Origin of the sequence: Natrinema sp. SYSU A 869 (assembly GCF_019879105.1) — an archaeon.
Lineage (GTDB): Archaea > Halobacteriota > Halobacteria > Halobacteriales > Natrialbaceae > Natrinema.
Genome location: NZ_CP082249.1, coordinates 2464644 through 2490502, shown reverse-complemented (window position 1 = coordinate 2490502; position 25859 = coordinate 2464644). Strand labels below are relative to the sequence as shown.

Below are 25859 nucleotides of genomic sequence, written 5' to 3'. Positions count from 1 at the left end.
TACCGAACGAACCAATCACTCACCAATGAATCGAACCACATCGATCACGCTGGCAGCGATACTCGTCGTCGCGACGGTTGCAGTCCCCCTCGCCGCGGCGAGCGTTGTCTCGAGCGGTGGGGCGCAAGCGGAGACCGACTCCGACGCGGGCAATGAGTCGATCAGACCGGGCGAGCAATTCGCCGCCGCCGTCGGCGTACAGAACGCCGAGATCGAGGGCAATGTCTCGGAACGGGCCTTCGGTGCCAGGATCGCGAACGCCGAGTCGAACCGGACGAAAGCCGCCGTCGTCGCCACGGGAGTCAACGAGACCGAGGCGCGCATGACGGACCTCGAGGAGAAACTCGTGGACCTCAACGAGTCCCGCGAGGCCGGCGAGATTAGCGAGGGGCGCTATCGCGCCGAAGTCGCGAAAACCGTTGCCGAGATGCGGAGCCTCGAGCGACGGGCCACAACGGCGGAGGCCGCCGCAGCCGGACTCCCACCCGGAGCTCTCGCGGACCGTGGCGTCGATGCGGAGTCGATTCGCACGCTGCGGGAGCGAGCCGGCGACCGCGGCGGGCCCGAAACCGCAGCAATCGCTCGCTCAATCGCTGGCGACGGCGTCGACAGATCGGCCGGGAACGAGCGCGACCCCAGCGGTCCGAGCGAGGCCAGCGAGAATCGATCCGACGACAGCCGCGGCGGCGGGCCGGGGAACGCAAACGGAACGAGGTAGCGCGAACCGTCCACTGTCGAGCAGTTTGGTCCGCGTCTTTCTCATCCGAAGCGATCTCCGAACCGGGAAACCGACCGTCGGAGAGATCGCGGCGGTCGCCTTCTTCGATCGATACGCCTCGCGCGGGAACGGTCCGCCTGCTCGACAGGTCTCGACAGCAGTCCGTTTGATCGACGCCCATGAGCGGGCCTGGTGAGACGGTTTGCCGACAGCGGTTTCGCTCCGGTCGCAGTCGAGACAGTTGCAAACGGCACAGTGACCGCTGCAGCAGTATCGAACGAAGACTGCCCGACGACCACCGTTGCACTCTCGTTTTTTGAGGCCTGCCGACGTAGATCGGTGGAAATGGTCGACGCATATGCGATGATCGACGCCGCGACTGGAATGTCCGAAGAGGTGTGCGAGACTCTCCGCGATACCGAGGGCATCGTCGCGGCGCACGTCATCACGGGTGACTTCGACGTGATGGTCGAATTAACGGGCGACGAACCCCACGACCTCCTCGAGACGGTTACGACCACCATTCGGCCGCTCGAGGGAGTCGGCACGACCCGAACGTACGTCTGTATCGACTAATCGCTGCACGCAACCGGGTCGGTCGCTGGTCATAGTAGTCACGGGACGGAGAACAGTGGCCAGAAACGCGGAGGCGACCATGGAACCGCCGGATCCGTCGGATAGGGGCCAGAACACCATGTGAGAGATGATCTAATCGAGTTCGTACCGCGTCACCGCAGCGTCGGTGGCCGCGGCGAGTCGCTCATCGGCCCCCGTTATAGTATCAACTGACACGATGTATACATCGATCGTACAGCTGTCGTGTGATCGAGTGTGCAGTGACTTTCAGTGGCTACGATACCTCGAGGCCCAGCGCCATCCGAATCGCCGCTACGAGGCGGTCCTCGGCGCTGCAGATCCGTCCGCGAATTTAAGTAGGAAACCGCGGCCAACCGTCCTATGATCGACGACGCAATCCGTGTGCTCGCGGGCGACTGTACCGTCATCGCCGAGGACGCCGACCGGGAGGAGTACCGCGGCCGAGTGACGACGATCGTCAAACCGGACAACACCGTGCTGGTCCACGGTATCGACGGCTACCAGCCCGTCGCGTGGCTGACGCGTGCCGACAGCGTCTCGAGCGATCGCACCGGCGGCTTCACCCTCGTCGCGAAGAAGGACAACCAGACGCTGCGGATCGCCGCCCACGAACAGGACGGGTTCGCTCACTACCCGGCCTCCGCGGCCGGGACGCCCATCGGAGAGTGTCCCGACTGCGGCGCGGCGTTAGTGCGCTCGAGTGGCGTCCACTGCGTCGGCTGTGGCGACCGCTACGGCGTGCCGGCGGACGCGACGGTCCGCGACGAACAGTGCGATTGCGACTGCGGGCTCCCCAAGATGCGTGTCGAGCGCGGTCTCGCGTTCAACGTCTGCCTCGATCGCGGCTGTGAGTCCCTCGACGCGGCGGTGAAAGAAGCGTTCGACCGCGAGTGGGGGTGTCCGAAATCGGACTGCGACGGCGACCTCCGAATCCTCCGGCGCGGCGGGCTCATCGCCGGCTGTGAGCACTACCCCGACTGCGACACCGGCTTCGCCGTCCCCGCCGGCGTCGTCGACGGCGAGTGCGACTGCGGGCTCCCAACCTTCGAGACTGCCAGCGGCATCCGGTGTCTCGACGCAACCTGTGATCGCGCACTCGAGAGCCCGCTCGAGGCCGACTCCCCCGCCGACGACTAACTCCTAACGTGTCGTCTCCCACCGCGCTACAGCCGAAAGACCAGCCGGCGCTGCGGTGGGCGGGATTGAAAGGGGCTGGTGCGCTGAGCGGACGCCCCGCGTCCGCGATGCTCGGGAGAGCAACGCTCTCCCGTTGCTCGACGAAACCCGACGATGCAAGGACCGGAAGGAGCGAGCGGAGCGAGCAACTGAGGACCGCAGCGAGGCGCGGGAGTCGAGCGCACCAGGGGCTTTCAGCGTGTTCGATTCGGACGCGATTCCTCAAAAACGATAGTGACGACGAATAGGGATCGATCCGCAGCCACTTAGTGCCGGCCGGCGAAACCCCGGCTATGTCACTCGAGGGGCGGTTTGACGTGGACGAGGGGGTCGTCCACGTAGGCGGCGACGCACGCCAACGGTATCACGACTCGCGAGGCTACGGCTACCCGCTCGAGGGGAACGAAATCGCTCTCGCACCCGTGGAAGCGGCTCATCTTCTGTATCGGGGCGACCTCGAGGCGGTCGTGAATACCGCGAGCGGCGAACGGCTGGGATTCCGGGAGTTCATCGCCCGCGAGCCCGGCGACGATTTCGGCGTTCGATTTCTCGTCTACGCGGATCTGCGATCGCGGGGCTTCTACCTCTCGCCGGCCGCGAAGCCGTGGGTGTCGGACCCGCCCGGCGGCGAGGCCGACTTCGCAGTGTTCCCGCGGGGGAAGGGGCCCGGCGACGGCGAAATCGCCTACGGCTTGCGGATCATCGGCGAACGAACCGATATTCCCGCCGCCGAGCTCCGAGAGGGAGTCCTAGCTGTCGTCGACGAGGAGAGCGAAATTACCTATTTCGAGGTCGGCCGCCGCGATCCGACGGGCACCTCGGACTCCGACGCCGCACTGCCCGAGGGCTGTGCGGCCGACCTGCTTGCCGACCGGGTCGTCGTCTGGGAGCCGCCGCTCAATCTCTACGAGCAGACGTTCTACGGCCAGCCACTCGAGGGTCGGGAGTACGATGAGCCGACACTGCAGTGTTCCCTGCTTGAGGCGGCCTACCTCGCCGAACGGGGCGCGATCAGCCTTGAGCCCGACACGGTCCGCGATCGGGGCCGCGAGGTCGAGGGCGAGCGCTTCGATCGGCGACTGACCGTCTACACGGCGCTCCGGGAACGCGGTGTCGTCCCCAAGACAGGATACAAGTTCGGCGCTGACTTTCGGACCTACGCCGACGTGGAGTCCGTCGAGGACCTCGGCCACTCTGAGTTTCTCGTTCGCGTCCATCCCGCCGAGTACGTCTTCGAGCCACGGGATCTGGCGCTGGACGTTCGGCTCGCACACGGCGTTCGGAAGACGATGGTCTTCGCGCTGGTGGGTGAGGGATCCGACGGACGCGCAGAAATCAAGTGGTGGTCGCTCGAGCGGCTGACGCCCTGATCCGGCCGCCAAGCGGCACATCGACGTCATTACGCCGACGACACACCGGAAATCCATGCCGACCCGTGCCGAACAACGGTCCGCGCGAGCGGAATCCTGAAACCCCCGACGGACGAGGATCGCACTATGCAACTCGAGGTGATCGGCGTCGGCGGCGCGGGCTGTCGGATCGCCGACGCGATCCGGGCCGCGGAGCCGACCGACCACTCGTTTCTCACCGACATCGTCGCGTTCGATACCGATGAGAACGATCTGAACAGGACCGTTATCCCCGAATCGAACCGGTCTCGGTACGGCCCCGATAACATCGACGGCGGCCTTGAGGGCGATCTCGAGCGGGGTCGGACCGTCGGCCGGGACCACGCCGACGACCTCCTCGAGAGCGTGGACCGACCCACATCGGGGGCGGCCGACGGGATTCTCGTCGCGGTCGGCCTCGGCGGGGCGACCGGCGGCGGAGCGGTCCCTGCGCTCGTCTCAACGCTCCAGCAGCGGTCCGACGCGCCGGTCTACGTCCTCGCGACGCTGCCGGCCGACCGCGAGTTCGACGCCGCGGCAGACGCGTCGGGAGGCGGACCTCGTGCGAGCGATTCGATCGCTCCCGACGACGCGCCGCCGCGACCGAATGCGGCGGCGAACGCCGTCGCCACCCTCGAGCGACTCGACGGGGTCGCGAGCGCGATCATCACGTTCGACAACGAGGACTGGCTCCGCCCCGGCGAAGCGCTCGCCGACGGTCGCGACCGCTGTAACCGCGAACTGGCGACGCGCATCGCGGCCATTTTTGCCGGCGGTGGCGGTTCGGCGGGATCGGTCGCCCAGACCGTCATCGACGCAAGCGACATCCGCCGAATCGCGGGCGACCAGTCGGCCGTCATCACACTCGGCTACGGCGACCAGACGGTCGAGACGAGCGGCTCGCGATTTGGCCTCGGGCTCCTCTCGGCAGAGCCGGACGTCGACACGAGCGAGGCGGTCAGCGCCATCGAGACCGTGGTCCGAAAGGGAATCCGCGGAAAACTTACCCTCGAGTGCGACCCCGAAACGGCCGAGCGCGGACTGCTGATCGTCGGCGGGCCGCCGGCGTGGCTCAACCGACGGGCGATCGCCGAGGGCCGGCGAACCCTCGAGTCGGCCATCGACGGCTCGGGCATCCTCGGCGGCGACGCGCCCCGGCCCGACGGCGACCGCGTCTTCGCGGCGGTCGTCCTCGCCGGCGTCGAATCGGATCGGATCGCGGAGTTGCGGACAGTGGTCGACCGGGCTGACCGAGCCGACCAAGCCGACTAACGTCGACTTCGGCTCCCAGTAGCTCACAGAATCGCTCCGCCAGTTCGTCGCCCGAGCTACGCGAATCTCTCGAGGAACCGCGTCCCCAAGATGACTTCCGTCCCCGCCAATCCGACCGAGCAAAAGAGTGTGACGTCGTCCTCACGCTGCCGTCCGAGTCCCGGGTCCTCGAGCGCGTCCGCGAGTTCGACCAGCCGCTCGCGGTCCTCGCCCGCGACGATGTACGGCCGATCGTAGTCTTCGACCTGCGGCAGTGAATCGGTCGCGATGACGTCGGCGCGATCGACGACCCCGAGCGGGAGTTCGTGGGCGTCGTCGAACCGCGGGCCGATCGTCGTCACGTGGGTGCCGGACTCGAGCCAGTCGGCGTCGAAGACCGGTTTCTCGCTGTTCGTCGCACAGACGAGCGCGTCGGCCTCGCAGACGACCGGTTCGGGGTCATCGACCGCGCGAACGGGTGGTTCGACTTCGCCGTCGGCCGTCTTAGCGAAGGACTCGCGGCTCTCATCGCTCGGACTGTAGACTAGAACCTCCTCGAAGTCCCGAACCGCACACGCCGCGCCGACCTGCGCTCGAGCCTGGAAGCCCGACCCGAGAACTCCGAGCGTCTCGCTCTCCCCGCGAGCGAGGCAGTCGATCGCGACGCCGCCGATGCCCCCGGTGCGGAGGCCACCGATCGCGTGGCCGACGATCAGGCCCGCGAACGCGCCGGTCGTCGCGTCGAAGACCGCCACCAGTTCCGTGTGCCCGTCGCCGGATTCGGGATGAGTTTCGTAGACTCGGAAACCGGCGGCGTTAGCGGAACCAGTTGCGGCACCCGCAGTGAAGACGAGTTCTCCCTCGCCGGCGTCGACGTGCCAGCGCGGCGGGGCCTCGAGCGTGCCGGCGGCTCGTTCCGCGAACGCGTCGCGAATGGCGTCGACGACCCCCTCGTAGTCGAACTGCGAGTAGATATCGCCGTCCGTCAGGATCGGAAAGTCGGTCACGATCGACGTATCAGTCGGAGATCCCATAACAGGTGCGGCGCGGGAATCGTTCGAGAACCGAACCGCTACGGGTCGCCCGGTATCGCGGCCCCCTCGTGCTCGAGCAACTGCCGTTTCAACTCCAGTCCGCCCGCGTAGCCGGTGAGCGAGTCCGCGCCGACGATCCGGTGACAGGGCACGATCACGGGAACCGGATTGCGGCCGCAGGCCTGCCCGACGGCGATCGGTGCGCTGTCGAGTTCCGACGCGATCTCCCCGTACGTTCGAGTTTCGCCGGCCGGAATCGCCGTCATCGTCCGCATGACGGTTCCCGTGAAGTCGTCGGGAAACTCGATCTCGAGGTCGAACACCATCCGCTCGCCGGCCTCGTACTCCCGCATCTGCTCGCGGATCGCCTCCGGCTTCGCGTCGATCGTCGACCCGTCGATCTCCTGCTCGCGCCCGAATAGCTGAATCTGCATCGGTGATCGACGTTCGGGGCGCACCGACATTACTCTCGGTGACCGAATATTTCGGCGGCGCCGAAGCCGAAGGCTTTTGCGCGCTGGCGCGCCAAAACGCACCTAATGACCGGAGACGACCCACTCGAGGAGTCCGAGTCAGGGGAACCGATGACCGACGGCGGCGCTGCAGGTGCAGACGACGTCGCGCTGGACCCCTGGGGTTCCTCGAGCGTCTCCGACTACCGGAACCTGTTCGAGGAGTTCGGTATCGAGGAGTTCGATGACCTCTTGGGAGAAGTCCCGAATCCGCACTACCTGATGCGCCGGGGCGTCATCTTCGGCCACCGCGACTACCGACCGGTCGCGGAGGCCTTACAGAACGACGAGCCGGCGGCCGTCCTCTCCGGGTTCATGCCCACCGGTGATCCCCATATCGGCCACAAGCTGGTCTTCGACGAAATCATCTGGCACCAACAACAGGGAGCCGACGCTTACGGGCTGATCGCCGACCTCGAGGCCAACTCCGCCCGCGGGATGAGCTGGGAGGAGATCGACGAGCACGCGCGTAACTACTTGTTGTCCCTGCTCGCACTCGGCTTCGACCCCGAGGAGGGCGAACTCTACCGCCAGTCGACCAACCGCGAGGTCCAGGATCTGGCCTTCGATCTCGGCGCGGAAGCCAACTTCTCGGAGTTTCAGGCGATCTACGGCTTCGACGGCGAGACCGACGTTTCTCACATGCAGTCCGTTGTCACCCAGATGGCCGACATCCTCTACCCGCAACTCGAGGAGCCCAAACCGACCGTGATTCCGGTCGGCCCGGACCAGGATCCCCACGTCCGACTGGCCCGGGACCTCGCTGAACGGATGCGCTTCTTCAAGGTCAGCGAGGCCTACGCTAGCTTCGAACTTGACCCCGAGGAACGCGCGCTGGTCGCCGGGTTCTATGAGCGACTCGAGCCCGCCGACTTCGACGACGACGACCTCCGTTGTGTCCACGTCGCCGAGACGATCGAAGAGACGCCGCTGTCGGAGCTCGACGTCAGCGCCGACACGCTGAGTTCAGTGTTGACGAAGCTCGAGGAGGCGGGGATGGAACCGGTCCGACCACGAACCCGGTTTTTCGACCGGCGGGCGACCGACGAGGCCTTTGACGCGCTGATCGACGCCATCGACGGCGAAAAGCGGGTCTACGAGAGCCACATCGATGCCTTCGAGATTGACCGCGCCGCGGCCGAGGAACTCGCCCGCGAGGTCGAGGTCGACAACGGCGGCTACGGGTTCCAGCCGCCCTCGTCGATCTACCACCGGTTCATGACCGGGCTCACCGGCGGCAAGATGTCCTCCTCAATCCCGGCGAGTCACATCTCGCTGCTGGACGACCCTGAGGACGGCTACAGTAAGGTGAAGTCGGCCACGACCGGCGGCCGCGAAACCGCCGAAGAACAGCGCGAGAAGGGCGGGAAAGCCGATGAGTGTCCCGTCTACGAGCTCTACGCCTACCTACTGGCCGGTGACGACGACGAGTTCGCCAAGCGTGTCTACGACGAGTGTGTCGGCGGCGAGCGCCTCTGTGGCGACTGCAAGGAACAGGCCGCCCAACTCATGAAGGACTTCCTCGAAGAACATCAGGAGAAACGCGAGGAAGTCAAGGGACTACTCGAGGACGCGGATATCGAACTCGAGTCGCCGCGGCGTCGCTAACGCGGAGCATACCGGCCGCTTCCGTGACGGCTTTCGCGGATCGGTTCGGCAGGGGACAGACATACATTTTGGCGTCTGACGAAGATATATACGGGCAGTCGTGGAACCGTGAGCCACGATGGCCCCGTACCGCCGTGCGTCCACCGACGACCGACTGGTCTGTGCCGATATCCTCGGCGCGTTCGGCGTCACGGCAACGGACGTTCGACGGAACACGTCCGGTGACGACACTCTCGAGGCGGCGCTGGCCAACACGCTCGCGACGGGCGTCGATCGGACAACGGTGCTCCGCCGGACGATTGCACAGAGCGACCGCGGCCTCGCGTGTGCGGCCCGATACTCGCGGGCCGACCTCGAGTCCGAACTCGTGGCTGTCTTCGAGGCGATCGGCTGGTCGCTCGAGGTCTCGGCTACGCGAGACGGGCTGGCACTGACTGCGACGGATCCCCGCAGCCGAGTACGGGAGGCGACGATCACCTCTCCCGAGACGCCGCTCGGGACCGACAACCTCCCGGCCGTCCTCCGGACGATCGACGACGCGATCCTTTCGGGAACCGACGCGCGGTTCGTCCTCCTTTCGTCGGGCGTTGACCGCTGGCGCGCTGCACTGGTCGAACGGAGCGAACTCGAGCGACTCCGCGATCGCTACGGCCAGCGAATCGAGGTCGTCGATCGACCCTTGCTTCCGGAGCACGGACTCGCAGCGTACGTCCCCACTGCCGGCGACGAATCGGACGGGCAGATCGACATCGGAGCCGGCACTGATGCCGACGATCCGTGGCCGCCGTGGGCGCTCGAGGGGCACACGCGTCGACCGAGCGAACCGACATCCGACATCGGCACACTCATCGACGAAGCTGAACCGTCCGCGCGACCGGAATCAGAATCAGATTCGACGGCATCGTCCGCGGAGTTCTCGAGCGACGCGACGACCGGCTCGGCGTCGACGGCCACCTCGGAACGATCGACCACGACAGCGCCCGCGAGCGAGATCAACGGATTCGAACTTCGGGGTTCGCCTGACGTGTCGCGGCGTCACAATGAGGATTCAGACCGCTCCGCAGAGCGCGACTCCGCAACGGGTGACCGCGGCGACTCGGGACCGGCGGACGACTCGAGTCGCGAGGATCGAGCGACGAGCGCGGACGAAGACGAGACGAATTCGGATGGGTTCGGGACACTCTCGGGGACCAGCCAAAGAGCACGGGTCAGCAACGACTCGTTCGGTACGGACCTCGACCCACAGGCCGACGACGACCGGTACCGCGCGCTCGGCGCGGCGCTCGACGCAGGCGGGACCGTCTCCGTCCGCGGGCTACTCGAGGACGACGACTTCCTTCCGGAACTGCCGGCCACCGAGTCCGCGGAGACGCGCATCGAGTTCGCCGACGGGTGTGCGCCCGTGGAGGTCCCCGAGACGACCGCGACCGCCGAACAGTCCGGCTTCGAGTGGGTCGATAGCGGCTCGCTCGAGACGACGCGGGTGTCCGAGGGATAGGCGGCGGTCGTCGGTAGTGGTGTGGTGAGACGTATCACAACGTTTTTAGTCGACTCGCGAGTGCCACCGAGTATGGCACCCGAATCCCACGTCCGTGCCAGTGTCGATACTCAGCCACAGCGCCAGCGGTCGGGATTCGGCTTCTTCTTCGCCCGGTGAGTCCGGGCCGGTGGACCCGGGAGCGACCGATTCGGTCGCTCGCGGCGAAACCGTCCGTGCAGTATCGTCGGCTCGAGAGCCGTCCGCGTTCGGTTCGCGGACATCGTGACGCCCAGTCGCGGAGATAGTCGAGAGTCGACGTCGACCGGAGTCGGAACCGCTAACTGACCGACCCACGGCAATGCAGATAAGCGAATGCAACTTCCAGCACAACAGGTCGCGGTCGTAGAGGCCGCGAATGCGGACGAGGCAACGTCCGTCGACGCCCTCGCCGCGGCGACCGACCTCCCGCCCGAAACCGTCACTGGGGCCGTCTTCGAGCTCGAGGACAAGGGGCTGGTCGCCGTCAGCGAACGTGTCGATGAAACGGTCGCGCTCACCGACGAGGGGCGTGACTACGTTGCGGAGAGACTACCCGAGATTCGGCTCTACGAGGCCGCTCTCGAGGCCGGTGCCGACGCCGACCCCGTTTCGATGGGGCAGGTCATCGGCGCGTCGGGACTCGAAGGCGGTGCGGTCGACATCGCGCTCTCGAACTACGCGCGCAAGGGCTACGGCGTGATCGATAGCGGCGAGATCACAGCCGATCCGGACGCGGACCCGGATGCCGACGCGGAGGCGAACGCGCTCGAGGCGCTTGCCGACGTCGACGACGCACCGGTCGACAGCGTCGACGTGGACGCGGAGACGCTCGAGTCCCTCGAGCGCCGCGGACTCCTCGACCGACACGAGTCGACGGTCCGCGAGGTGACGCTGACCGAGCGCGCCGTCACAGAACTGATGGCAGGCATCGAGACCGCCGAGACTGTCGGCGAGGTCACGCCCGAACTGCTCACGAGCGGCGAGTGGGAAGACGTCGAATTCGCGGAGTACAACGTCGAGGCCGATGCAGAACAGTTCGAGGGCGGCAAGGTCCATATCCTGCGCCAGACTGCCGAGCGCGTCAAAGATACCCTCGTCGGGATGGGGTTCCAGGAGATGGACGGCCCCCACGTCGACGCGGACTTCTGGATCAACGACTGCCTGTTCATGCCTCAGGACCATCCCGCGCGGACGCACTGGGACCGGTTCGCCCTCGAGCAGCCGACCCACATCGACGAACTCCCCGAGGACCTTGTCGACCGCGTCGAGCGCGCTCACCGCGAGGGCGTCGGCGAGGACGGCGAAGGCTATCACTCCCCGTGGGACGAGGACTTCGCCAGGGCGCTCGCGCTGCGCGGGCACACCACCTCGCTATCGACGCGCTACCTCTCGGGCGAGGAAGTCGGTGACCTCGAGCCGCCACAGCGGTACTTCAGCGTCGAAAAGGTCTACCGCAACGACACGCTCGATCCGACGCACCTGCTCGAGTTCTTCCAGATCGAGGGCTGGGTGATGGCCGAGGACCTCTCGGTGCGCGATCTGATGGGCACCTTCGAGGAGTTCTACGCCCAGTTCGGGATCACGGACATCCAGTTCAAGCCCCACTACAACCCCTACACGGAGCCGAGTTTCGAGCTGTTCGGCACCCACCCAACGACCGGCGAGCTCGTCGAGATTGGCAATTCGGGCATCTTCCGCGAGGAGATGCTCGAGCCCCTCGGCGTGGAGTGCGACGTGATGGCCTGGGGACTGGCCTTAGAGCGACTGCTCATGCTGATGTATGGCTTCGAGGACATTCGAGACATCCACGGGACGTTGTGTGACCTCGACCTGCTGCGCGAAACGGAGGTGACCTACTGATGCCCACTGTCGATATCGATCCCGACGAACTGCGAGATCTGACCGGTCACGATGAGAAGAGCGACGAAGAGCTACAGGAGGACCTGTTCGGGCTCGGCCTCGAGTTCGAGGGGCGCACCGAGGACGGCGCGTTCGAACTCGAGTTCGCACCGGACCGGCTCGACCGGCTCTCCGTCGAGGGCGTCGCCCGCTCGATGCGGTATCAGTACGGCGACGCACGGGGCGTCCACGTTCCCTCACCGAACTCTCCCGAGTGGACCATCGAGGTCGACGAGTCAGTTCCGGACGAGCGGCCGTACGTCACGGGCGCGGTCGTCCGCGACGTGGATCTGGACGAGGAGAGTCTCGAGTCGATCATCCAGTTACAGGAGAAGCTCCACGCGACGATGGGTCGCAAGCGCGCGAAGGGCGCGATCGGGATTCACGACCTGACAATGCTGAAGGGGACTGCTGTAACGGAGGGCAACCCGACGATCCAGTACGTCGGCGTCGAACCCGACGAGGACCGGTTCGTCCCCCTCGATTCCGATCAGGAGATGACGCCGGCCGACGTGCTCGAGGACCACCAGACGGGCCAAACCTACGCGGACCTCGTCAGCGAGTACGAACGGTATCCGTCGATCTACGACAGTATCGGACTGTTCTCGTTCCCGCCTGTCATTAATGGCCGGCGGACCGAGGTCTCGACGGACTCGAGAGACCTGTTCGTCGAGATGACCGGCACCGACCAGTGGACGATCGACAAGATGCTAAACATCGTCTGCTATGCGCTGTCGGCCCGCGGAGCCACGATCGAGGAGGTGCGGGTCGAATACCCGGATAGCGAGTCCGCGAACGTGGACTTGGACGGGAGCCGGACGCAGCTCGGCGGACACGAACTCATCCGGCCCGACCTCTCGATGAAGACGAAGACGGTCGCCCACGACCGCATCGAGACCATCCTCGGGATCGGGCTCGACCCCGACGAGGTACTCGACCTCGCGGAGCGATCGGGGCTCGCGGCCGAAAAGGAGGAGAACGAGGACGGAAACTTGGTCTACGAGGTGACGATCCCGCCCTACCGCGTCGACGTACTCCACCCGTTGGACGTCATCGACGATCTCGGGCGAGCGTACGGCTTCAACGAACTTGAGCCGCGCTACCCCGACGTGGGGACCGTCGGTGGCCGCCACGAGCGCTCTCGACTCGAGAACGCCGCCCGCACGCAACTCGTCGGGCTGGGCTTCGAGGACCTGCTGAACTTCCACATGATCAGCGAGGGGGAGAACTACGACCGCCTCAACGTGTCCCCCGGTGACGATGTCTACGGGGCCGGCGAGCCGGCGACCATCAAAGAGCCCTACAGCGAGGACTTTACCATGCTGCGGACCTGGCTCATGCCCTCGCTGCTGATGGTCCTCGAGCGGAACACTCACCGATCGTATCCCCAGAACCTCGCCGAAATTGGCTTCGCGGCCGAGGTCGATGAGTCGGAGAACACCGGCGTCGCGGAGGGCCGCCGCGTCGGAGCCGTCCTCGCCCACCACGAGGCCGGCTACGAGGACGCCAAAGCGCGGCTACAGACACTCACTCGCAACTTCGACGTCGATATCGAGACGCCGCCGACCGACCACCCGACCTTCATTTCGGGTCGAACCGCGGCGATCGTCATTGACGGCGAGGAAGTCGGTGTCATCGGCGAGGTCCATCCGAAAGTGCTCGTCGAACACGACCTCGAGGTGCCGGTGTCGGCCTTCGAGTTCGACCTCGAGGCGCTCCGGTAGGGCCGCGAGCGAAGCGAGCGGTTCTTTTTTGGTCCAGATTTTTTGCGTGAGTGGTGGCGAGCATCGCAAGCCACCCGAACGGAAAAAGGTGGGTGTGCGGTCTTCGAGTTCGACCTCGGGGCACTCCAGTAGGGCCGCGAGCGAAGCGAGCGGCTTTTTCGCCCGGAGTTACCGGATCTCGCCGTAGGTCCGGATGAGTTCTCCCTCGCGATAGCGCCGCTGCTCGAATCCGAGGGCGTTGCATACGAGCGTATGTCCCATGAACGAGAGGGAGTAGTCGGCCATGCCGAACGGATGCAGGACCGTCTGTTGTGCGGGCGGTAGAATCGATCCGAGAACGTTGATCTCGGCATCGCCTGCCATGAGGGTCCCGGCGCTGACGCCGCCGCCGGTCGTTCCGGCGGCGCGACCGCCGGCCGCGTCGAACGCGTCGCCGTCGATGATCGTTGCCGGCTGGTCGACCCCGGTGGTGTACCCGAGTTGCGAGCCCTTCCACATCTCCTGCTGTCGCGGGCGGACGCCATCGAGTAGCGGATGATCGAAGTCTCTGTCCTCGAGGTTCGCGAACTGGACCGCGACGGTCTCGAGGTCGTCAGGATCGATCGTCGCCGCGTCGCTGACGTCGAGCGCGCCGAGCAAGTTCACACCCGTATCGGTCAGCACGAGGTCGCCGCCGGCCTCGACGAACGACTCGATCTCCGCGGCGTACTTCGGGTCGTCGAGACCCGCGTCGTGGGAGATGACCAGTTTATCGTAGCGGCGCTTCCCGGAGTTACCGCGGAGCAATAGACCGTTTCGGACGTCGTGGACCCGGAACCCGTCCATGCTGCCGTCCTCGAGATGATCGGAGAGATCAGCGAAGAACTGCATCGGGTTGACCGTGTACTCGCGTTGCTCGTAGCCGAGTACCTCTCGCGGATCGGGGTACTCGTCGTCGGTGTCCAGAACGGTCATATCGACCTCGACATCGGCATCGCTCTCGACCTCGACGTCCCACCGGCCGGCGTCAGGTCGATGGCGGAACCATCCCTCGAAGTCGTGGGACCGAGGCGTCGAGGTGTCAGGGTCAGCCTTCGCCGCGAGATCGATTTCGTGAACGATCGTTCCGGCGGGGTTGGTGATGTGGATGTGACCGTCGGTCGCGTCGCCGACGCCGGTAAATTGGACCGACAGAGAGTGGGATGATGCGGTCGTCTCGGTGTCGACGGTCCCGCGATTGGCGGGGCCGGGCCGGACGACTTCGTGACGATGGCGGACCTCAGTCGCGCGGCCCCGGCCGGGCCCGCGGCCCTTGCCTGGGTGTTCGTCGGTGTACGGGAGATCGGCGGATGAGCGCGTGAGTTCGTCCGTCGTCACGTATGCGGTGTCCTGACCGCCGGTCGCGACGGTCGCATCGGTGTCCGTCGCGGTCATCTCGGCGTACTCGCGCATCGAGATCCGGTAGGCAGTGACCAGATGGCGTTCGATGTAGGGTTTCCACTGGATCCGGGCGTCCGGAGAGTGGTTCGCAAAGATGATCTCGGGGACGACCGTGATTGCTCCGAGCCCGCCGAACTCCTCCGGCTGGCCGGCCCACCCGAGGAGCGAGCCGGTCACCTGATAGGCGAGGGAATCGTAAACCGTGCCGTAATCGAACAAGCCATTGGGAACGTAGTCCGAGACACCGTACTGCTCCTCGCACGCGCGTTCGATATCGTCCGCGATCGCCTCGATGCCGTCCCAGTGGGCTTCCATCCCCTCGCCGATGCGGACGTTGACCTCGTCAAGGTCGTGGGTCCCGTCGTGATCGAACGGGGCGTTCGTCTCGAGGTTGAACACCATGTGGTCAGCGGTGTACATCCCGTGGTAGTCACAGAGGTACGTCACGTTCTCGTACTCGCGGAAGTGGTCGACGACCGCCAGCGAGTCCGGGACGACGTCGTAATACTCGTCGGGTGCGCCGTCGGGTTCGGCGGGCCAGAACGCCGGATCGACCCACCCCATCGTCGGGTACTGCCGGTTGGTATCGACGCCGGCAGCGTTCCCGCGCCGGAAGTTGAGCCTGGTCTCCCCTCGCGGAATGTCGAACTCGGGGTCGCGAGCCACCCAGCCGTCGGGGTTCGTGAACACGAAGACGAACGCGATGTCGTCGAGTAGGTCCTCGAAACCGTCGGCCTCGCCTCGAGCGAGATCCTCGAGAAGCCGAGCGCCGGTCTCGGCGCCCGCGCGCTCGTCGCCGTGGATCGAGAGGGAGTAGACCACCTTCTCTTTCTCAGCGAACGATGTCTCGTCCCGGACGCCGTTCGTGACGTCGACGACGTAGATGTCCTGTGGATCGGGGTTCTCTCCAGTGTCCCGGTTCGGCCAGCCCGGCGATTCTTCGAGCGTGTGAACGCGGACGCGGTCCGGAAACGTCGCTTCAAGGTGGGCAAGTCCCCGCCCAGTCTCGCGATAGGAGACGAACTCCCGGGCCTCCTCGACTGGCGGGAAGATGCCGTCGGCGTAGGGCTCCTCGAGTTTCCACCAAGGGTTCGCGCCAGGGGAGAAGTCCATCAGTTCGATCCCGTCCCGCTCGAGTACGTCCGTGACCTCATCGGCGGTGAGATGCGCGTGTGCCGCTGGCGTCGGTGAGTCTCGGGTTACTGCCTTCGGTGCACGGGATAGGTTTGGATTGGGGGTCTCCTCGTATTCGGCTGCAAAGGCCTCGAGTGCCGCTCGGTCAGCGAACTCGATGACGGTCGCCGCCTCGTACTCCTCGGGGGTGTGATTGACGACGAACTCGTACTCGTCGGTCATCGGTTTGCCGTGGACGTCCGCGGTAGCGGAGCCGGGAAGCGTGAGTGCGGCTCCCGTCGCCGCGGAGAGGGAAAGGAACGTCCGTCGGTCGATGGCACTGTCCACGAACGCGTCGTCCGAACCGCGGCCGGCAGCATCGTCAGTCGGACGATCGGCGGATCGTTGTGATTGCGTATAGTATGGTCCTTTCGACATTACCGATCGTGGGAGCTATCCCACAATCACAACTCACACTGATGTGAAACAAATACAGTAACGAACAAGTGAATGTCTCTGAGAAGCGTATATTTATGAAGTCGAACGTGGTGCGGGCAGAAATAGCAGAAATGATATCGAAGGCTAGCAGAACGGGCACTGATAGCCCCAGAACTGCCGAATGACGCTCAGCGAGCGCGAAAGGCTGTACATGACAGTAATGAAATGGCTATGGACTATGCGAGACGTCGAGAGAAGAAGTTCCTATCCTAGAACTCGTGTTCCACGTCGTCTTCGTCGGCTTTCTGGATGATTATTTTCCCGTCCCGGACTCGGACGAAGACCTCGTCGCCGATATCCATGCCCGCGACCTCGAGTTCGTCCTCGTGGAGGTTGAGGTGGACGTTGTGGTAGTTACCGTCGTCGTCTTTCGCACCGCTTGGACTCAGCTTCTTTTTCCGTACCATCGCGGGATTCTATTCCGAACTTCGCCGTAGGATATACTTAAGTGTTTTCGACGACCCAACGAATGACCTGCATACACACTCGTTGTCACGACAATCACGAGACGGCGACGAGCGCAGACCGTAGATAGTGCGGGGGAAATGGCGTGCGCGATTTACTTAAAGATACCGCCGCAGTCGGTCGATTTGTGGGGATATCTTTATGTCGGATCGTGTGCTGAATTGACACGGAGGCGAAATCATGGTACGCGAAGACGGGAAACGAAACTTTGCACTGCGCGAATCGGGCGGTGACGAGTCGAGCGTCTTCTCGGGCAACACGCCCCGGCAGGCGGCGCTCAAGGCGGCTCGCCGGCTCGAGCCGGGCTCGAGCGAGGACGAGGCGGAACGGGTTGAACTGCAGCTCCGAGAGAAGGGGACGGACAAGGTCCACATCTACGACGGGTGGGCGTGGGAGGAGACGGCTCCCGACGACAAGCCCGACTGGATGCCCGGCGAGATCACGGAGGCGAACGTCTCGAAGAAAGGGATCGAACACCTCGAGGAGTAAGTCGTCAACCCGGTAGATTTCTCCGGGGCGAGTTCGTCCGCGAGCAGTACCGTCGCCCGTCTCGAGATGTATGTCTGTCGAAGAGTATCCCCTCGAAAGTCGTTCGGTAGGCGGACGCTCAGCTAGCGAAATCGCCTCGCCTCCGACGGAGAGAGCCGATGAGCCCGCTTCCCCCGGATTAGGACACGGTCAGTGGGTCGACGTAAATTCGAATAGATGTCAACATCAGCGACAGCTAAATTTGAATTCTTGCCATAATAGCTGAGAGTGCCACGTTTGTCCGAAGGATAAATGGGATAATACTGGGCATCCTTATTGGGTCAGTGCCCAATAGTTGGAAGGACACTAATAAGTAGGTTTATACGACAGTCGCCAGTTAACCCGAGCGAATATGTGGATGTACGTCGAGGAAAGTGAGAAATAAGGAGTGGTAGATGGTGTCTTTTCGGATAGTATCCAAACGACTGTTGCGATAACGCCGAAATAGTAGGGGAAGAGGAACAGGACATTTCCGGTGCAATCGGGGGTGAAGAGCCGTGATCGAGATGACCAAGTGGCGGACGCTCATGCTGGCGACGATCGGGTTCAACTTCTCGTTCCTGATCTGGTTTTCCTTCGCTCCCTTCACGGGACCGATGGCCGAAGAGTTCGGCCTTTCGGTGGCCGAAATCGGGATCCTGGCGAGTGCAGCGATCTGGCTCGCGCCGTTCGGGCGAATTCTGACCGGGTGGCTCTCGGATCGCTGGGGCGCACCGACGTGTTTGCCATTGTGTTGGCCTACGTGGGTGTGTTCTCGATGGCGTCGGCGTTCGCCCAATCGTACGCCGTCTTCTTCGTCGAGCGACTGATCGTCGCGACGGCGGGGATTACCTTCGTCATCGGCATCCAGCACGTCTCCGAGTGGTTCGAGGAAGAAGAGCTGGGCACCGCCGAGGGGATCTACGCCGGCGTCGGGAACGCTGGCGCGGCGGGCGGGGCGCTCATCCTCCCGCGCGTGTTCAGCGAGGGCTGGAGCGGTCCCCTTTTCGAGAGCAACTGGCGGGCCACCTTCTTCTACACCGGGATCGTCTCGATTCTGCTGGCGATCGTCTACTACTCCATCGGCGAGGCCGCCAAATCCGAGGAACGCCGTCAGGCAACCGCCGAAAGCGCGACGCTCAAACAATGGCTTCACACCGCAACCCGCTACGGAATCGTCGTGCTCGCGCTGGCGTACGTGATGAGCTTCGGCCTCGAGCTGTCGATGAACGGCTGGCTGGCCACCTACTACCGTGAGGGCTTCAACACGGACAACCTCGTGCTCGCGAGCACGTTCGCTGCGACGTTCTCCGTCGCTGCGGGCCTACTGCGGCCGATCGGCGGCTACGTCAGCGACCTGCTCGCACGCAAAGAGAAGAACATTCTACCGGTCTTTACCGGCCGCTACCGCGAGCAGTGGACGTTCGTCTCGCTGTGTTTCATCGTCGTCGCGATGGTCGGGATGACGCTGGCGGGCCTGACCGGGCAGGTACTGCTGGCCGTCGCGGCCGGCTTCGTTGTTGGGATGGGCTGTGCGTTCGCCGAGGGAGCCATCTTCGCGCAGGTGCCGGCCATGTTCCCGGACAGTTCGGGCAGCGTCGCCGGCGTCGTCGGCGGCGTCGGCGGCGTCGGGACCGTCGGTGGGATCGTCTACCCGCTGGTCTATGCCGCACCGATGATGCCGAGCCTGCACACCGGCTACGCCGTCGTCGCGGCCACGATGATCCCTATCGTCGTGCTGTGCGCGTGGGTCTTCCAGCCCCACGTCGCGGCTCGCGCGACCGACGACGGCTTCGTGGCCTCGAGCGAGAGCCCGTCTCGCGCACCGATCGACGACTGACTCTCGTCCGACGCTGGCCGACCGCGGGCCGAAAGTCCGCGAAACCCGACGGTCTTTTGACCCGTTCGCTCCTATCGGGAGGTAATGGCTGCAGTCACGCTCGGACCCGAAGGGACCTACTCTCACAGAGCGGCGAGTGCGATCGCCGATGACGACGAGATCGACTTCCGACAGTCGGTGACCGCAATCGTCGACGCCGTCGCGAGCGGCGAGTACGACCGCGGTGTGATCCCGATCGAGAACAGTATCGAGGGCTCCGTCACGGAGAGTTTAGACGCTGTCGCCGACTACGACGTCGCCGTTGTCCGCGAAATCGTCACCCCGATCAGACACGCCTTGCTCGCTCAGGGTCCAGCGTTCGACACCGTCGCCAGCCACTCCCAGGCGCTGGCCCAGTGTCGGACCTACCTCGAGCGGGAGTACCCCGAGGCCACCGTAGAGGCCGTCGCGAGTACGGCACAGGGCGTCGAGTTCGCCCGCGACGATCCCTCGGTGGCGGGTATCGGCCACCCAGCACTCGGCGGCGACGAACTCACAGTGCTCGCCGAGGACATTCAGGATCAGGACTCGAACGCGACGCGCTTCTTCGCGATTGCGCCCGCCGCGGAGCGTTCGAACGGCGGCGGCAAGTCCTCGTTAGTGGTCTATCCGAGCGCGAACTACCCCGGCCTGTTGCTCGAGTTGCTCGAGCCGTTCGCGGACCGGGATATCAACCTGACCCGCGTCGAGTCGCGGCCAAGCGGCCAGCGACTGGGGGACTACGTCTTCCATATCGACGTCGAGGCCGGACTGTACGAGTCGCGAACGGCGGAAGCGATCGAAGAACTCGAGGCCCTCGCCGAAGACGGCTGGGTCCGCCGGCTCGGCTCGTACGATACCGAGCACGTCGTCGAGTAGAGTTGTTGCCCCTCGAGACGGTGTGGCGACGAGCGGCAGTACGAACGAACGTCAGGACAGCGCGAAAGTCCGGGTGCGAGAATCGAACTACGCGTCTCAGCCTGCACAGGCTGAAGGATGGCCACTACCCCAACCCGGACACGAGCACAGTGCACCCGGGGCTACCACGGCCGACCTATAATACGCTCGGAGAGTCCTCATTGCCTGTGAATCACGGAGAAAGACGTGACGGAAAAGGGCGACCGACGGCATACGGTCGGGGATGGGCGAGTCGATCACCGTACCGCAAACTGTTTCTCTGCGTCCAACGGTACCACGTGTATGCCGCTCGATGCAGGCGACGACGCGCCAACCGTGACTGCACCGAACCAGGACGGCGAGGACGTCAGCCTCGCGTTCGAGGAGCCGACGGTCCTCTACTTCTATCCGAAAGACGACACGCCCGGCTGTACGATCGAGGCGAACCAGTTCCAGCGAGAGCACGAGACCTACCGGGATGCCGGCGTCGACGTCTATGGCGTCTCGACCGACGACGTGGATTCTCATCGGTCGTTCTGTGACTCCGAGGGCCTCGAGTTCGACTTGCTCGCGGATCCCGACGCGGAGATAGCCGAGGCCTTCGACGTCGAACTGCGGGACGGCACGACTGCGCGGACTACGTTCCTGATAGCCGACGGCGAAGTCAAAGCCGCCTATGAGGGCGTCGACCCGGACGGCCACGCCCGCGAGGTCCTACTCGATGCGCTCGACGACGGGCTCGTGACCCTCCCCGAGTAGTCGCTCCTTCTGTCGTCGTTCTGCGGGCAGAATTTATCCCCGTCGGGACCCTACTACAATACATGCGAGGAAACCCGTTCAACGAAATCGAGGAAATGCTCGATCGCGTCAGCCGACAGGTCGAGGAGGGTATGACCGCTGGCGGACTGCAAGTACCGGGCTCAGTGCCCGTCGATGTCGCTGACACGGACGAGGAGTACGTCGTCACGGCCGACCTGCCCGGCTACGAGACCGACGACATCGAACTGACTCTCTCGGACGGCACGCTCCGCCTCGAGGCCAACCGGATGGACGACGAGGCCGACGCCGAGGGAACGTATCTCCGGCGCGAGCGGACCAAAACATCGGCGAGTCGTCGGATCCGACTGCCAGAGCCAGTCGATGAGGAATCGGTGGCCGCCGGGTTCGAGAATGGCGTACTGACGGTCCGACTGCCGAAGGTGTCGGGCGGCGAGGACTCGAAGCAGATCGACATCGAGTAGCTCGCTCGCCGATAGACCGTCGCTCGAGCCGCCGATTCGAGCCGACTTTTCAGTACCACGCTCCGCCCGAGGAGACGTTGATATCCTGCCCCGTGACGTGCCGTGAGTCCGAACTCGCGAGGTGAACGGCCATGTCGGCGACCTCCGCGGGCGGGACCAGATCGTCGATCATGAGGCTCTCAAGGATTTCGTCTTCGACGACCTCGGCGGAAACCCCCTGTTTCTCGGCCTGCCGTTCGAAGACGTTGCGAATGCGATCGCCCTCGACTGGCCCAGGACAGATCGCGTTGACCGTCACGCCGTCGTCGCCGAACTCCGCCGCCAGCGCGCGGGTCAGCCCGATCACGCCCATCTTCGAGGCGGCGTAAGGCGTCCGATTCGCGTACGGTCGCTTGCCGCCGATCGAGGAGATGTTAATGACGCTCCCCTGTGCCGACTCGCGGAGGTGAGGAGCCGCCGCCCTCGTGACGCGAGCGATTCCGATGACGTTGACGTCCAGAGTCTCGAGCCACTCGTCGTCGGTCGTCTCCTCGACCGGCGCGGTGGGGCCGGCGATGCCGGCGTTGTTCACGAGGCAGTCCAAGCCGCCGAAGGCCTCGACGGTCTCGTCGACGGCGTTGGCGACCGACTCGAAATCGGTCACGTCGGTCTCGACGGCCAGCGTTCGATCGGGCGCGTCGATCAGCGCTGCAGTCTCGTCGATCCCGTCGCTCCGGGCCGCGAGGGCGACGTTCGCGCCCTCGTCGGCGAACGCGACAGCGATTTCGCGGCCGAGTCCCTGACTCGCTCCCGTGACGAACACAGTGGTGTCTGCTACCATGACTCGAGATGAACCGGGACGAGGATAAAACGTCCCGCTTCCCGGAACCGCCAACGGCCGGTCGTCCGGGCTACGATTCAAGGTGCCCTGCAATCGCCTCGACGGCGGCGTCGACGGCCGCGGGAAGCGTCTCTGGTCGGTCGCCGCCCCGCTTGGGCGGATTAAGGGGCAGTTCGACGGGGTAGTACGCGAACCGCTCGATGGCCGCGGACGCGGTCGAGCCAACGAACTCGGCATTCTCCCGCTTCGAGGAGACGCCGCCCGAGGCGAGATCGTAATATCCGGTAAAGCAGTGACAGACAATGATCGATGCGAACTCGTCGAGAAGCCCCGCCTCGAGGTGGCGAAACAGCTTTGCTGCGTTGTCCGCTGGGTCGGCCCGCCGCCACTCGAGTTCGATCAGAACCAGCCGCGAGTCACCGATTCCCGCGACGTCGACGGGCGTGCCGGCGAGCCGGTGTTCGACCTGCCACTCGAGGCCGGGATGTGATCGGCAAGCGCATCGCGGATCCGTTCCTGCGTCTCGCGTGCGAGTTCGCCCACGAGCTCGAGCTGACAGCGGGTCACCGTAAACGTTGTTCTCGAGGACGGTCGCCGGAGACCGCGGGAGAGCGGGCTAGTGTATGGAAAGGTATAGGGCAGCGTCCCATCCTAGAGGTATATAAGCAAATGAGCGACGCGGGATACGACCACGCGACGGTCGAACGGCGCTGGCAAGAAGCGTGGGACGACGCGGACGTCTATCGGACGCCCGACGACGTTGAGGATCCGACGTACGTCCTCGGAATGTACCCGTATCCGTCCGGCAAGCTCCACATGGGCCACGTCCGCAACTACACGATTACGGACGCGTACGCTCGTTACCGCCGGATGCGCGGCGACGATGTCCTCCATCCGATGGGCTGGGACGCGTTCGGCCTCCCCGCGGAGAACGCGGCCAAAGAGCGCGACACGAACCCCCGCGACTGGACGTTCGACTGCATCGACACGATGCGCGACCAGATGACCGCGATGGGCTTTGGCTACGACTGGGACCGGGAGATCGCCACCTGTACGCCCGACTACTACAAGTGGAACCAGTGGCTGTTCGCCCGGTTCCACGAGGAAGGCCTGATCGAGCGCCGCGACGCTGAAGTCAACTGGTGTCCCCACTGCGAGACCGTCCTCGCCGACGAGCAAGTCGAAGGCGAGGCCGAACTCTGCTGGCGCTGTGACACGCCCGTCGAACAGCGCGAACTCGAGCAGTGGTTCCTGCAGATCACCGAGTACGCCGACGACCTGCTCGAGGCAATCGACGACTTAGAGGGGTGGCCGAACTCGGTCCGGCAGATGCAGCGCAACTGGATCGGCCGCCAGTTCGGGACCGAGCTGGACTTCGAAATCGAGGGGAGCGAGGCGCGTAGCGCCTCGAACGGACGCGGCGAGGGTACCGAGCCGCGGGAGTACGGACCGGTTGAAGCGTTCACCACTCGCGTCGACACGATCCACGGAGCGACCTTCTTCGCGCTCGCGCCGGATCACCCGATCAGCGAGGAGTTGGCCGAGGAAGACGACGAGATCCACGAGTTCGTCGAGCACGAGGCTGATCCCGAGGGCGACGAACCAAACGGCGTTGAGACGGGCCTGACCGCAACGAATCCCGCCACCGGCGAGGAGATTCCGGTCTACGTCGCCGACTTCGTCCTCTCGGACGTCGGGACGGGCGCGCTGATGGCCGTGCCGGCCCACGACGAGCGCGACCACGTCTTCGCCGAGAAGATGGGGATCGACATCCGGCCGGTCATCGCCCCCGAGCCAGAGGGCGACGAGGAGCCGACCGCGCCCGACGTGGACGACGAAGCCTACACCGAAGACGGCGTCCTGATCAACTCCGGCGAGTACAGCGGGCTGGACAGCGAAACGGCCCGCGAGCGGCTCACCGAGGATATCGACAGCGCCGAGGAAGCCACGCAGTACCAGCTGCGCGACTGGGGGATCTCCCGCCAGCGCTACTGGGGGACGCCGATCCCGGTCATCCACTGTGACGACTGCGGCCCCGTGATGGTTCCCGAGGAGGACCTGCCCGTCGAGTTGCCGGAATTCATCAACACGACCGGCAATCCGCTGGACGCTGCTGAGGAGTGGAAGCAGACGACCTGTCCCGACTGCGGTGGGGAAGCAGTTCGCGAGACCGACACGATGGACACCTTCGTCGACTCCTCGTGGTACTTCCTGCGGTACATCTCCCCCGACCTCGAGGACGCGCCCTTCGATCGCGAGCAAGCCAACGACTGGATGCCCGTCGACCAGTACGTCGGCGGCATCGAACACGCCGTAATGCACCTGCTCTACTCGCGATTCTTCACGAAGGTGCTGGCCGACCACGAAGGCCTCGAACACCGGGAGCCCTTCACCAATCTGCTGGCACAGGGGATGGTCCAACTCGAGGGCGAGAAGATGTCCAAATCGAAGGGGAACGTCGTCTCGCCCCAGCGGATCGTCGAGGAGTACGGCGCGGACACCGCGCGCCTGTTCATGATGCAGGCCGCCCAGCCCGAACGCGACTTCGACTGGAGCGAGGAGGGCGTCCAGTCGACGTACGCCTTCCTCGAGCGGCTGCAAGGGATGATCGAGGGATACGTTGCCGAGGAACCCGACGGCGACGACGACGCCATCGCGAGCTATGTCGACGCAGAGATCGATGCGACGATCGCCATCGCTAGCGACGAGTACGACGACCTGACGTTCAACAAGGCGCTGCGCGAAACACAAGATCTCGTTCGAACGCTGCGCCAGTATTCCGACTCTACCGAACCCCACGCCGAAACGTACGAGCGCGGACTGTCGGCGGTCGTTCGACTGCTCTCGCCGGTCGTGCCCCATATCGCCGAAGAACTGCACGAGACGTTGGGCGGCGACGGGTTCGTCGCGAACGCCGAGTGGCCAACCGCCGAGGTCGACCGCGACTACGTTGCCAAGCGCCGCCGACTGGTCGAAAACACTCGCGAGGACATCCGCGATATCGTCGAGGTCGCCGGGATCGAGGACCCCACCGGGATCGACGTCGTCATCGCGCCCGAGTGGAAGTACGACGCCCTCGAGATCGCGATCGAGAGCGATGCTGACAACCTGATCGGCGAACTCATGGGCGAGTCACACATCCGCGAGCAGGGCGACGCCGCGGCCGATTACGGCCAGGATCTGCAGGCCGAGCGGGAAGCGCTCTCGATGACGCTCGATCCGGACGACGAGTACGCGGCCCTCGAGTCCGCGGCGTGGCTGATCGAACGCGAGTTCGACGCGCCAGTTAGCGTCGTTCACGCCGACGACGCCAACGACGACGTTCTCACGAACGCCGAACCCGGCCGGCCGGCGATCGAAATCGACGACTGAGCGATCTCCACGTCTCGCCATCGAACGCCGAGTCGACGACCCGTAGCGATGGCCCGTCTCTCACTTGTCTATCGAATCCGCCAGCGCTAGCTGTTACCATCGTAGTAAAACGCAATTGGCATTTATTTGATGGGTTTGGACGCAGGAGTACACCCCGGTATCACTGTCTGTACTCATCGTAGATACAGGATAGTGAATATCTATCATTCAAGATAATTAGTTCTACCGATACATTCAATTAGA

General features: G+C 64.8%; 20 protein-coding genes and 1 pseudogene. 16 read left to right on the top strand and 5 right to left on the bottom strand.

Annotated elements, in window-relative coordinates:
• Nucleotides 1-25: 25 nt before the first annotated feature.
• The 5 genes from K6I40_RS20435 to K6I40_RS20415 all read left to right on the top strand — a co-directional run bounded on the left by K6I40_RS20435 (nucleotide 26) and on the right by K6I40_RS20415 (nucleotide 5151).
• Nucleotides 26-718, top strand: a complete 693-nt coding sequence (locus tag K6I40_RS20435) for a hypothetical protein (RefSeq protein WP_222916038.1) — start codon at nucleotides 26-28, stop codon at nucleotides 716-718.
• A gap of 345 nt (nucleotides 719-1063) precedes the next feature.
• Entirely contained in the window at nucleotides 1064-1294 is a 231-nt protein-coding gene (locus K6I40_RS20430; protein WP_222916036.1) for an Lrp/AsnC ligand binding domain-containing protein, read from the top strand.
• A gap of 381 nt (nucleotides 1295-1675) precedes the next feature.
• Nucleotides 1676-2452 carry a DUF91 domain-containing protein gene (locus K6I40_RS20425; protein WP_222916034.1) on the top strand — a complete coding sequence of 259 codons (777 nt, stop codon included), beginning with the start codon at nucleotides 1676-1678 and terminating at the stop codon, nucleotides 2450-2452.
• Nucleotides 2453-2784: 332 nt separating this feature from the next.
• The gene (gene endA, locus K6I40_RS20420; protein ID WP_222916032.1) at nucleotides 2785-3861 is read left to right on the top strand and encodes a tRNA-intron lyase; all 1077 of its coding nucleotides are present in this window, start codon (nucleotides 2785-2787) and stop codon (nucleotides 3859-3861) included.
• 126 nt (nucleotides 3862-3987) lie between these two features.
• On the top strand, nucleotides 3988-5151 hold the full coding sequence (locus K6I40_RS20415) for a cell division protein FtsZ (protein ID WP_222916030.1): 1164 nt from the start codon (nucleotides 3988-3990) through the stop codon (nucleotides 5149-5151).
• A 56-nt stretch (nucleotides 5152-5207) separates the two neighbouring features.
• On the opposite strand, the gene K6I40_RS20410 is transcribed toward K6I40_RS20415, so the two are convergent.
• Together K6I40_RS20410 and K6I40_RS20405 are read right to left on the bottom strand one after the other, a co-directional pair.
• Nucleotides 5208-6137 (bottom strand): ornithine cyclodeaminase family protein, encoded by a 930-nt coding sequence (locus tag K6I40_RS20410; protein ID WP_222916028.1) that lies wholly within the window; start codon nucleotides 6135-6137, stop codon nucleotides 5208-5210.
• A 65-nt stretch (nucleotides 6138-6202) separates the two neighbouring features.
• The gene (locus K6I40_RS20405) at nucleotides 6203-6598 is read right to left on the bottom strand and encodes a methylated-DNA--[protein]-cysteine S-methyltransferase (protein WP_222916026.1); all 396 of its coding nucleotides are present in this window, start codon (nucleotides 6596-6598) and stop codon (nucleotides 6203-6205) included.
• A gap of 105 nt (nucleotides 6599-6703) precedes the next feature.
• On the opposite strand from K6I40_RS20405, the gene K6I40_RS20400 reads away from it, so the two are divergent.
• The 4 genes from K6I40_RS20400 (at nucleotide 6704) to pheT (ending at nucleotide 13426) form a co-directional block, all read left to right on the top strand.
• Nucleotides 6704-8284 (top strand): tryptophan--tRNA ligase, encoded by a 1581-nt coding sequence (locus K6I40_RS20400; RefSeq protein WP_222916024.1) that lies wholly within the window; start codon nucleotides 6704-6706, stop codon nucleotides 8282-8284.
• Nucleotides 8285-8402: 118 nt separating this feature from the next.
• On the top strand, nucleotides 8403-9782 hold the full coding sequence (locus K6I40_RS20395) for a hypothetical protein (protein WP_222916022.1): 1380 nt from the start codon (nucleotides 8403-8405) through the stop codon (nucleotides 9780-9782).
• A 354-nt stretch (nucleotides 9783-10136) separates the two neighbouring features.
• Nucleotides 10137-11663, top strand: a complete 1527-nt coding sequence (locus K6I40_RS20390) for a phenylalanine--tRNA ligase subunit alpha (protein ID WP_222916020.1) — start codon at nucleotides 10137-10139, stop codon at nucleotides 11661-11663.
• The gene (pheT, locus tag K6I40_RS20385; protein ID WP_222916018.1) at nucleotides 11663-13426 is read left to right on the top strand and encodes a phenylalanine--tRNA ligase subunit beta; all 1764 of its coding nucleotides are present in this window, start codon (nucleotides 11663-11665) and stop codon (nucleotides 13424-13426) included. Before K6I40_RS20390 ends, pheT begins: the two co-directional genes overlap by 1 nt.
• A 168-nt stretch (nucleotides 13427-13594) precedes the next feature.
• Here the strand turns inward: pheT and K6I40_RS20380 are convergent, their stop codons facing one another.
• On the bottom strand, nucleotides 13595-16396 hold the full coding sequence (locus K6I40_RS20380) for a M14 family metallopeptidase (protein WP_222916016.1): 2802 nt from the start codon (nucleotides 16394-16396) through the stop codon (nucleotides 13595-13597).
• Between the two features lie 269 nt (nucleotides 16397-16665).
• Entirely contained in the window at nucleotides 16666-16863 is a 198-nt protein-coding gene (locus K6I40_RS20375) for a hypothetical protein (protein WP_006185211.1), read from the bottom strand.
• Nucleotides 16864-17101: 238 nt separating this feature from the next.
• Here K6I40_RS20375 and K6I40_RS20370 point away from each other — a divergent pair, with 238 nt between their 5' ends.
• From K6I40_RS20370 to K6I40_RS20350, 5 genes and pseudogenes are all read left to right on the top strand, one after another.
• Nucleotides 17102-17410: a non-histone chromosomal MC1 family protein gene (locus K6I40_RS20370; RefSeq protein WP_222916013.1), complete on the top strand. Its 309-nt coding sequence runs from the start codon at nucleotides 17102-17104 to the stop codon at nucleotides 17408-17410.
• Between the two features lie 545 nt (nucleotides 17411-17955).
• Nucleotides 17956-19268, top strand: a pseudogene (locus K6I40_RS20365) (MFS transporter).
• Between the two features lie 84 nt (nucleotides 19269-19352).
• Nucleotides 19353-20165: a prephenate dehydratase gene (gene pheA, locus K6I40_RS20360; protein WP_222916010.1), complete on the top strand. Its 813-nt coding sequence runs from the start codon at nucleotides 19353-19355 to the stop codon at nucleotides 20163-20165.
• Between the two features lie 321 nt (nucleotides 20166-20486).
• Nucleotides 20487-20942 carry a peroxiredoxin gene (locus tag K6I40_RS20355; RefSeq protein WP_222916007.1) on the top strand — a complete coding sequence of 152 codons (456 nt, stop codon included), beginning with the start codon at nucleotides 20487-20489 and terminating at the stop codon, nucleotides 20940-20942.
• Nucleotides 20943-21004: 62 nt separating this feature from the next.
• A complete protein-coding gene (locus tag K6I40_RS20350; RefSeq protein WP_222916003.1) occupies nucleotides 21005-21424 on the top strand; it encodes an Hsp20/alpha crystallin family protein in 420 nt (139 codons plus the stop codon).
• Nucleotides 21425-21473: 49 nt separating this feature from the next.
• Here K6I40_RS20350 and K6I40_RS20345 read toward each other — a convergent pair whose 3' ends face one another.
• Nucleotides 21474-22244: an SDR family oxidoreductase gene (locus K6I40_RS20345; RefSeq protein ID WP_222916001.1), complete on the bottom strand. Its 771-nt coding sequence runs from the start codon at nucleotides 22242-22244 to the stop codon at nucleotides 21474-21476.
• 82 nt (nucleotides 22245-22326) lie between these two features.
• Here K6I40_RS20345 and K6I40_RS20340 point away from each other — a divergent pair, with 82 nt between their 5' ends.
• Nucleotides 22327-22734 carry a hypothetical protein gene (locus K6I40_RS20340; protein ID WP_222915998.1) on the top strand — a complete coding sequence of 136 codons (408 nt, stop codon included), beginning with the start codon at nucleotides 22327-22329 and terminating at the stop codon, nucleotides 22732-22734.
• 179 nt (nucleotides 22735-22913) lie between these two features.
• The gene (leuS, locus tag K6I40_RS20335) at nucleotides 22914-25616 is read left to right on the top strand and encodes a leucine--tRNA ligase (protein WP_222915994.1); all 2703 of its coding nucleotides are present in this window, start codon (nucleotides 22914-22916) and stop codon (nucleotides 25614-25616) included.
• Nucleotides 25617-25859 lie beyond the last annotated feature (243 nt).

Bases quoted from the DNA above. Each gene is read 5' to 3' on its own strand.
- K6I40_RS20355 (WP_222916007.1), top strand. From the start codon at position 20,487: ATGCCGCTCGATGCAGGCGACGACGCGCCAACCGTGACTGCACCGAAC.
- K6I40_RS20390 (WP_222916020.1), top strand. From the start codon at position 10,137: ATGCAACTTCCAGCACAACAGGTCGCGGTCGTAGAGGCCGCGAATGCG.
- K6I40_RS20380 (WP_222916016.1), bottom strand. From the start codon at position 16,396: ATGTCGAAAGGACCATACTATACGCAATCACAACGATCCGCCGATCGT.
- leuS (WP_222915994.1), top strand. From the start codon at position 22,914: ATGAGCGACGCGGGATACGACCACGCGACGGTCGAACGGCGCTGGCAA.
- K6I40_RS20395 (WP_222916022.1), top strand. From the start codon at position 8,403: ATGGCCCCGTACCGCCGTGCGTCCACCGACGACCGACTGGTCTGTGCC.
- K6I40_RS20430 (WP_222916036.1), top strand. From the start codon at position 1,064: ATGGTCGACGCATATGCGATGATCGACGCCGCGACTGGAATGTCCGAA.
- K6I40_RS20370 (WP_222916013.1), top strand. From the start codon at position 17,102: ATGGTACGCGAAGACGGGAAACGAAACTTTGCACTGCGCGAATCGGGC.
- K6I40_RS20435 (WP_222916038.1), top strand. From the start codon at position 26: ATGAATCGAACCACATCGATCACGCTGGCAGCGATACTCGTCGTCGCG.
- endA (WP_222916032.1), top strand. From the start codon at position 2,785: ATGTCACTCGAGGGGCGGTTTGACGTGGACGAGGGGGTCGTCCACGTA.
- K6I40_RS20415 (WP_222916030.1), top strand. From the start codon at position 3,988: ATGCAACTCGAGGTGATCGGCGTCGGCGGCGCGGGCTGTCGGATCGCC.
- K6I40_RS20345 (WP_222916001.1), bottom strand. From the start codon at position 22,244: ATGGTAGCAGACACCACTGTGTTCGTCACGGGAGCGAGTCAGGGACTC.
- K6I40_RS20350 (WP_222916003.1), top strand. From the start codon at position 21,005: ATGCGAGGAAACCCGTTCAACGAAATCGAGGAAATGCTCGATCGCGTC.
- pheA (WP_222916010.1), top strand. From the start codon at position 19,353: ATGGCTGCAGTCACGCTCGGACCCGAAGGGACCTACTCTCACAGAGCG.
- pheT (WP_222916018.1), top strand. From the start codon at position 11,663: ATGCCCACTGTCGATATCGATCCCGACGAACTGCGAGATCTGACCGGT.
- K6I40_RS20405 (WP_222916026.1), bottom strand. From the start codon at position 6,598: ATGCAGATTCAGCTATTCGGGCGCGAGCAGGAGATCGACGGGTCGACG.
- K6I40_RS20400 (WP_222916024.1), top strand. From the start codon at position 6,704: ATGACCGGAGACGACCCACTCGAGGAGTCCGAGTCAGGGGAACCGATG.
- K6I40_RS20425 (WP_222916034.1), top strand. From the start codon at position 1,676: ATGATCGACGACGCAATCCGTGTGCTCGCGGGCGACTGTACCGTCATC.
- K6I40_RS20375 (WP_006185211.1), bottom strand. From the start codon at position 16,863: ATGGTACGGAAAAAGAAGCTGAGTCCAAGCGGTGCGAAAGACGACGAC.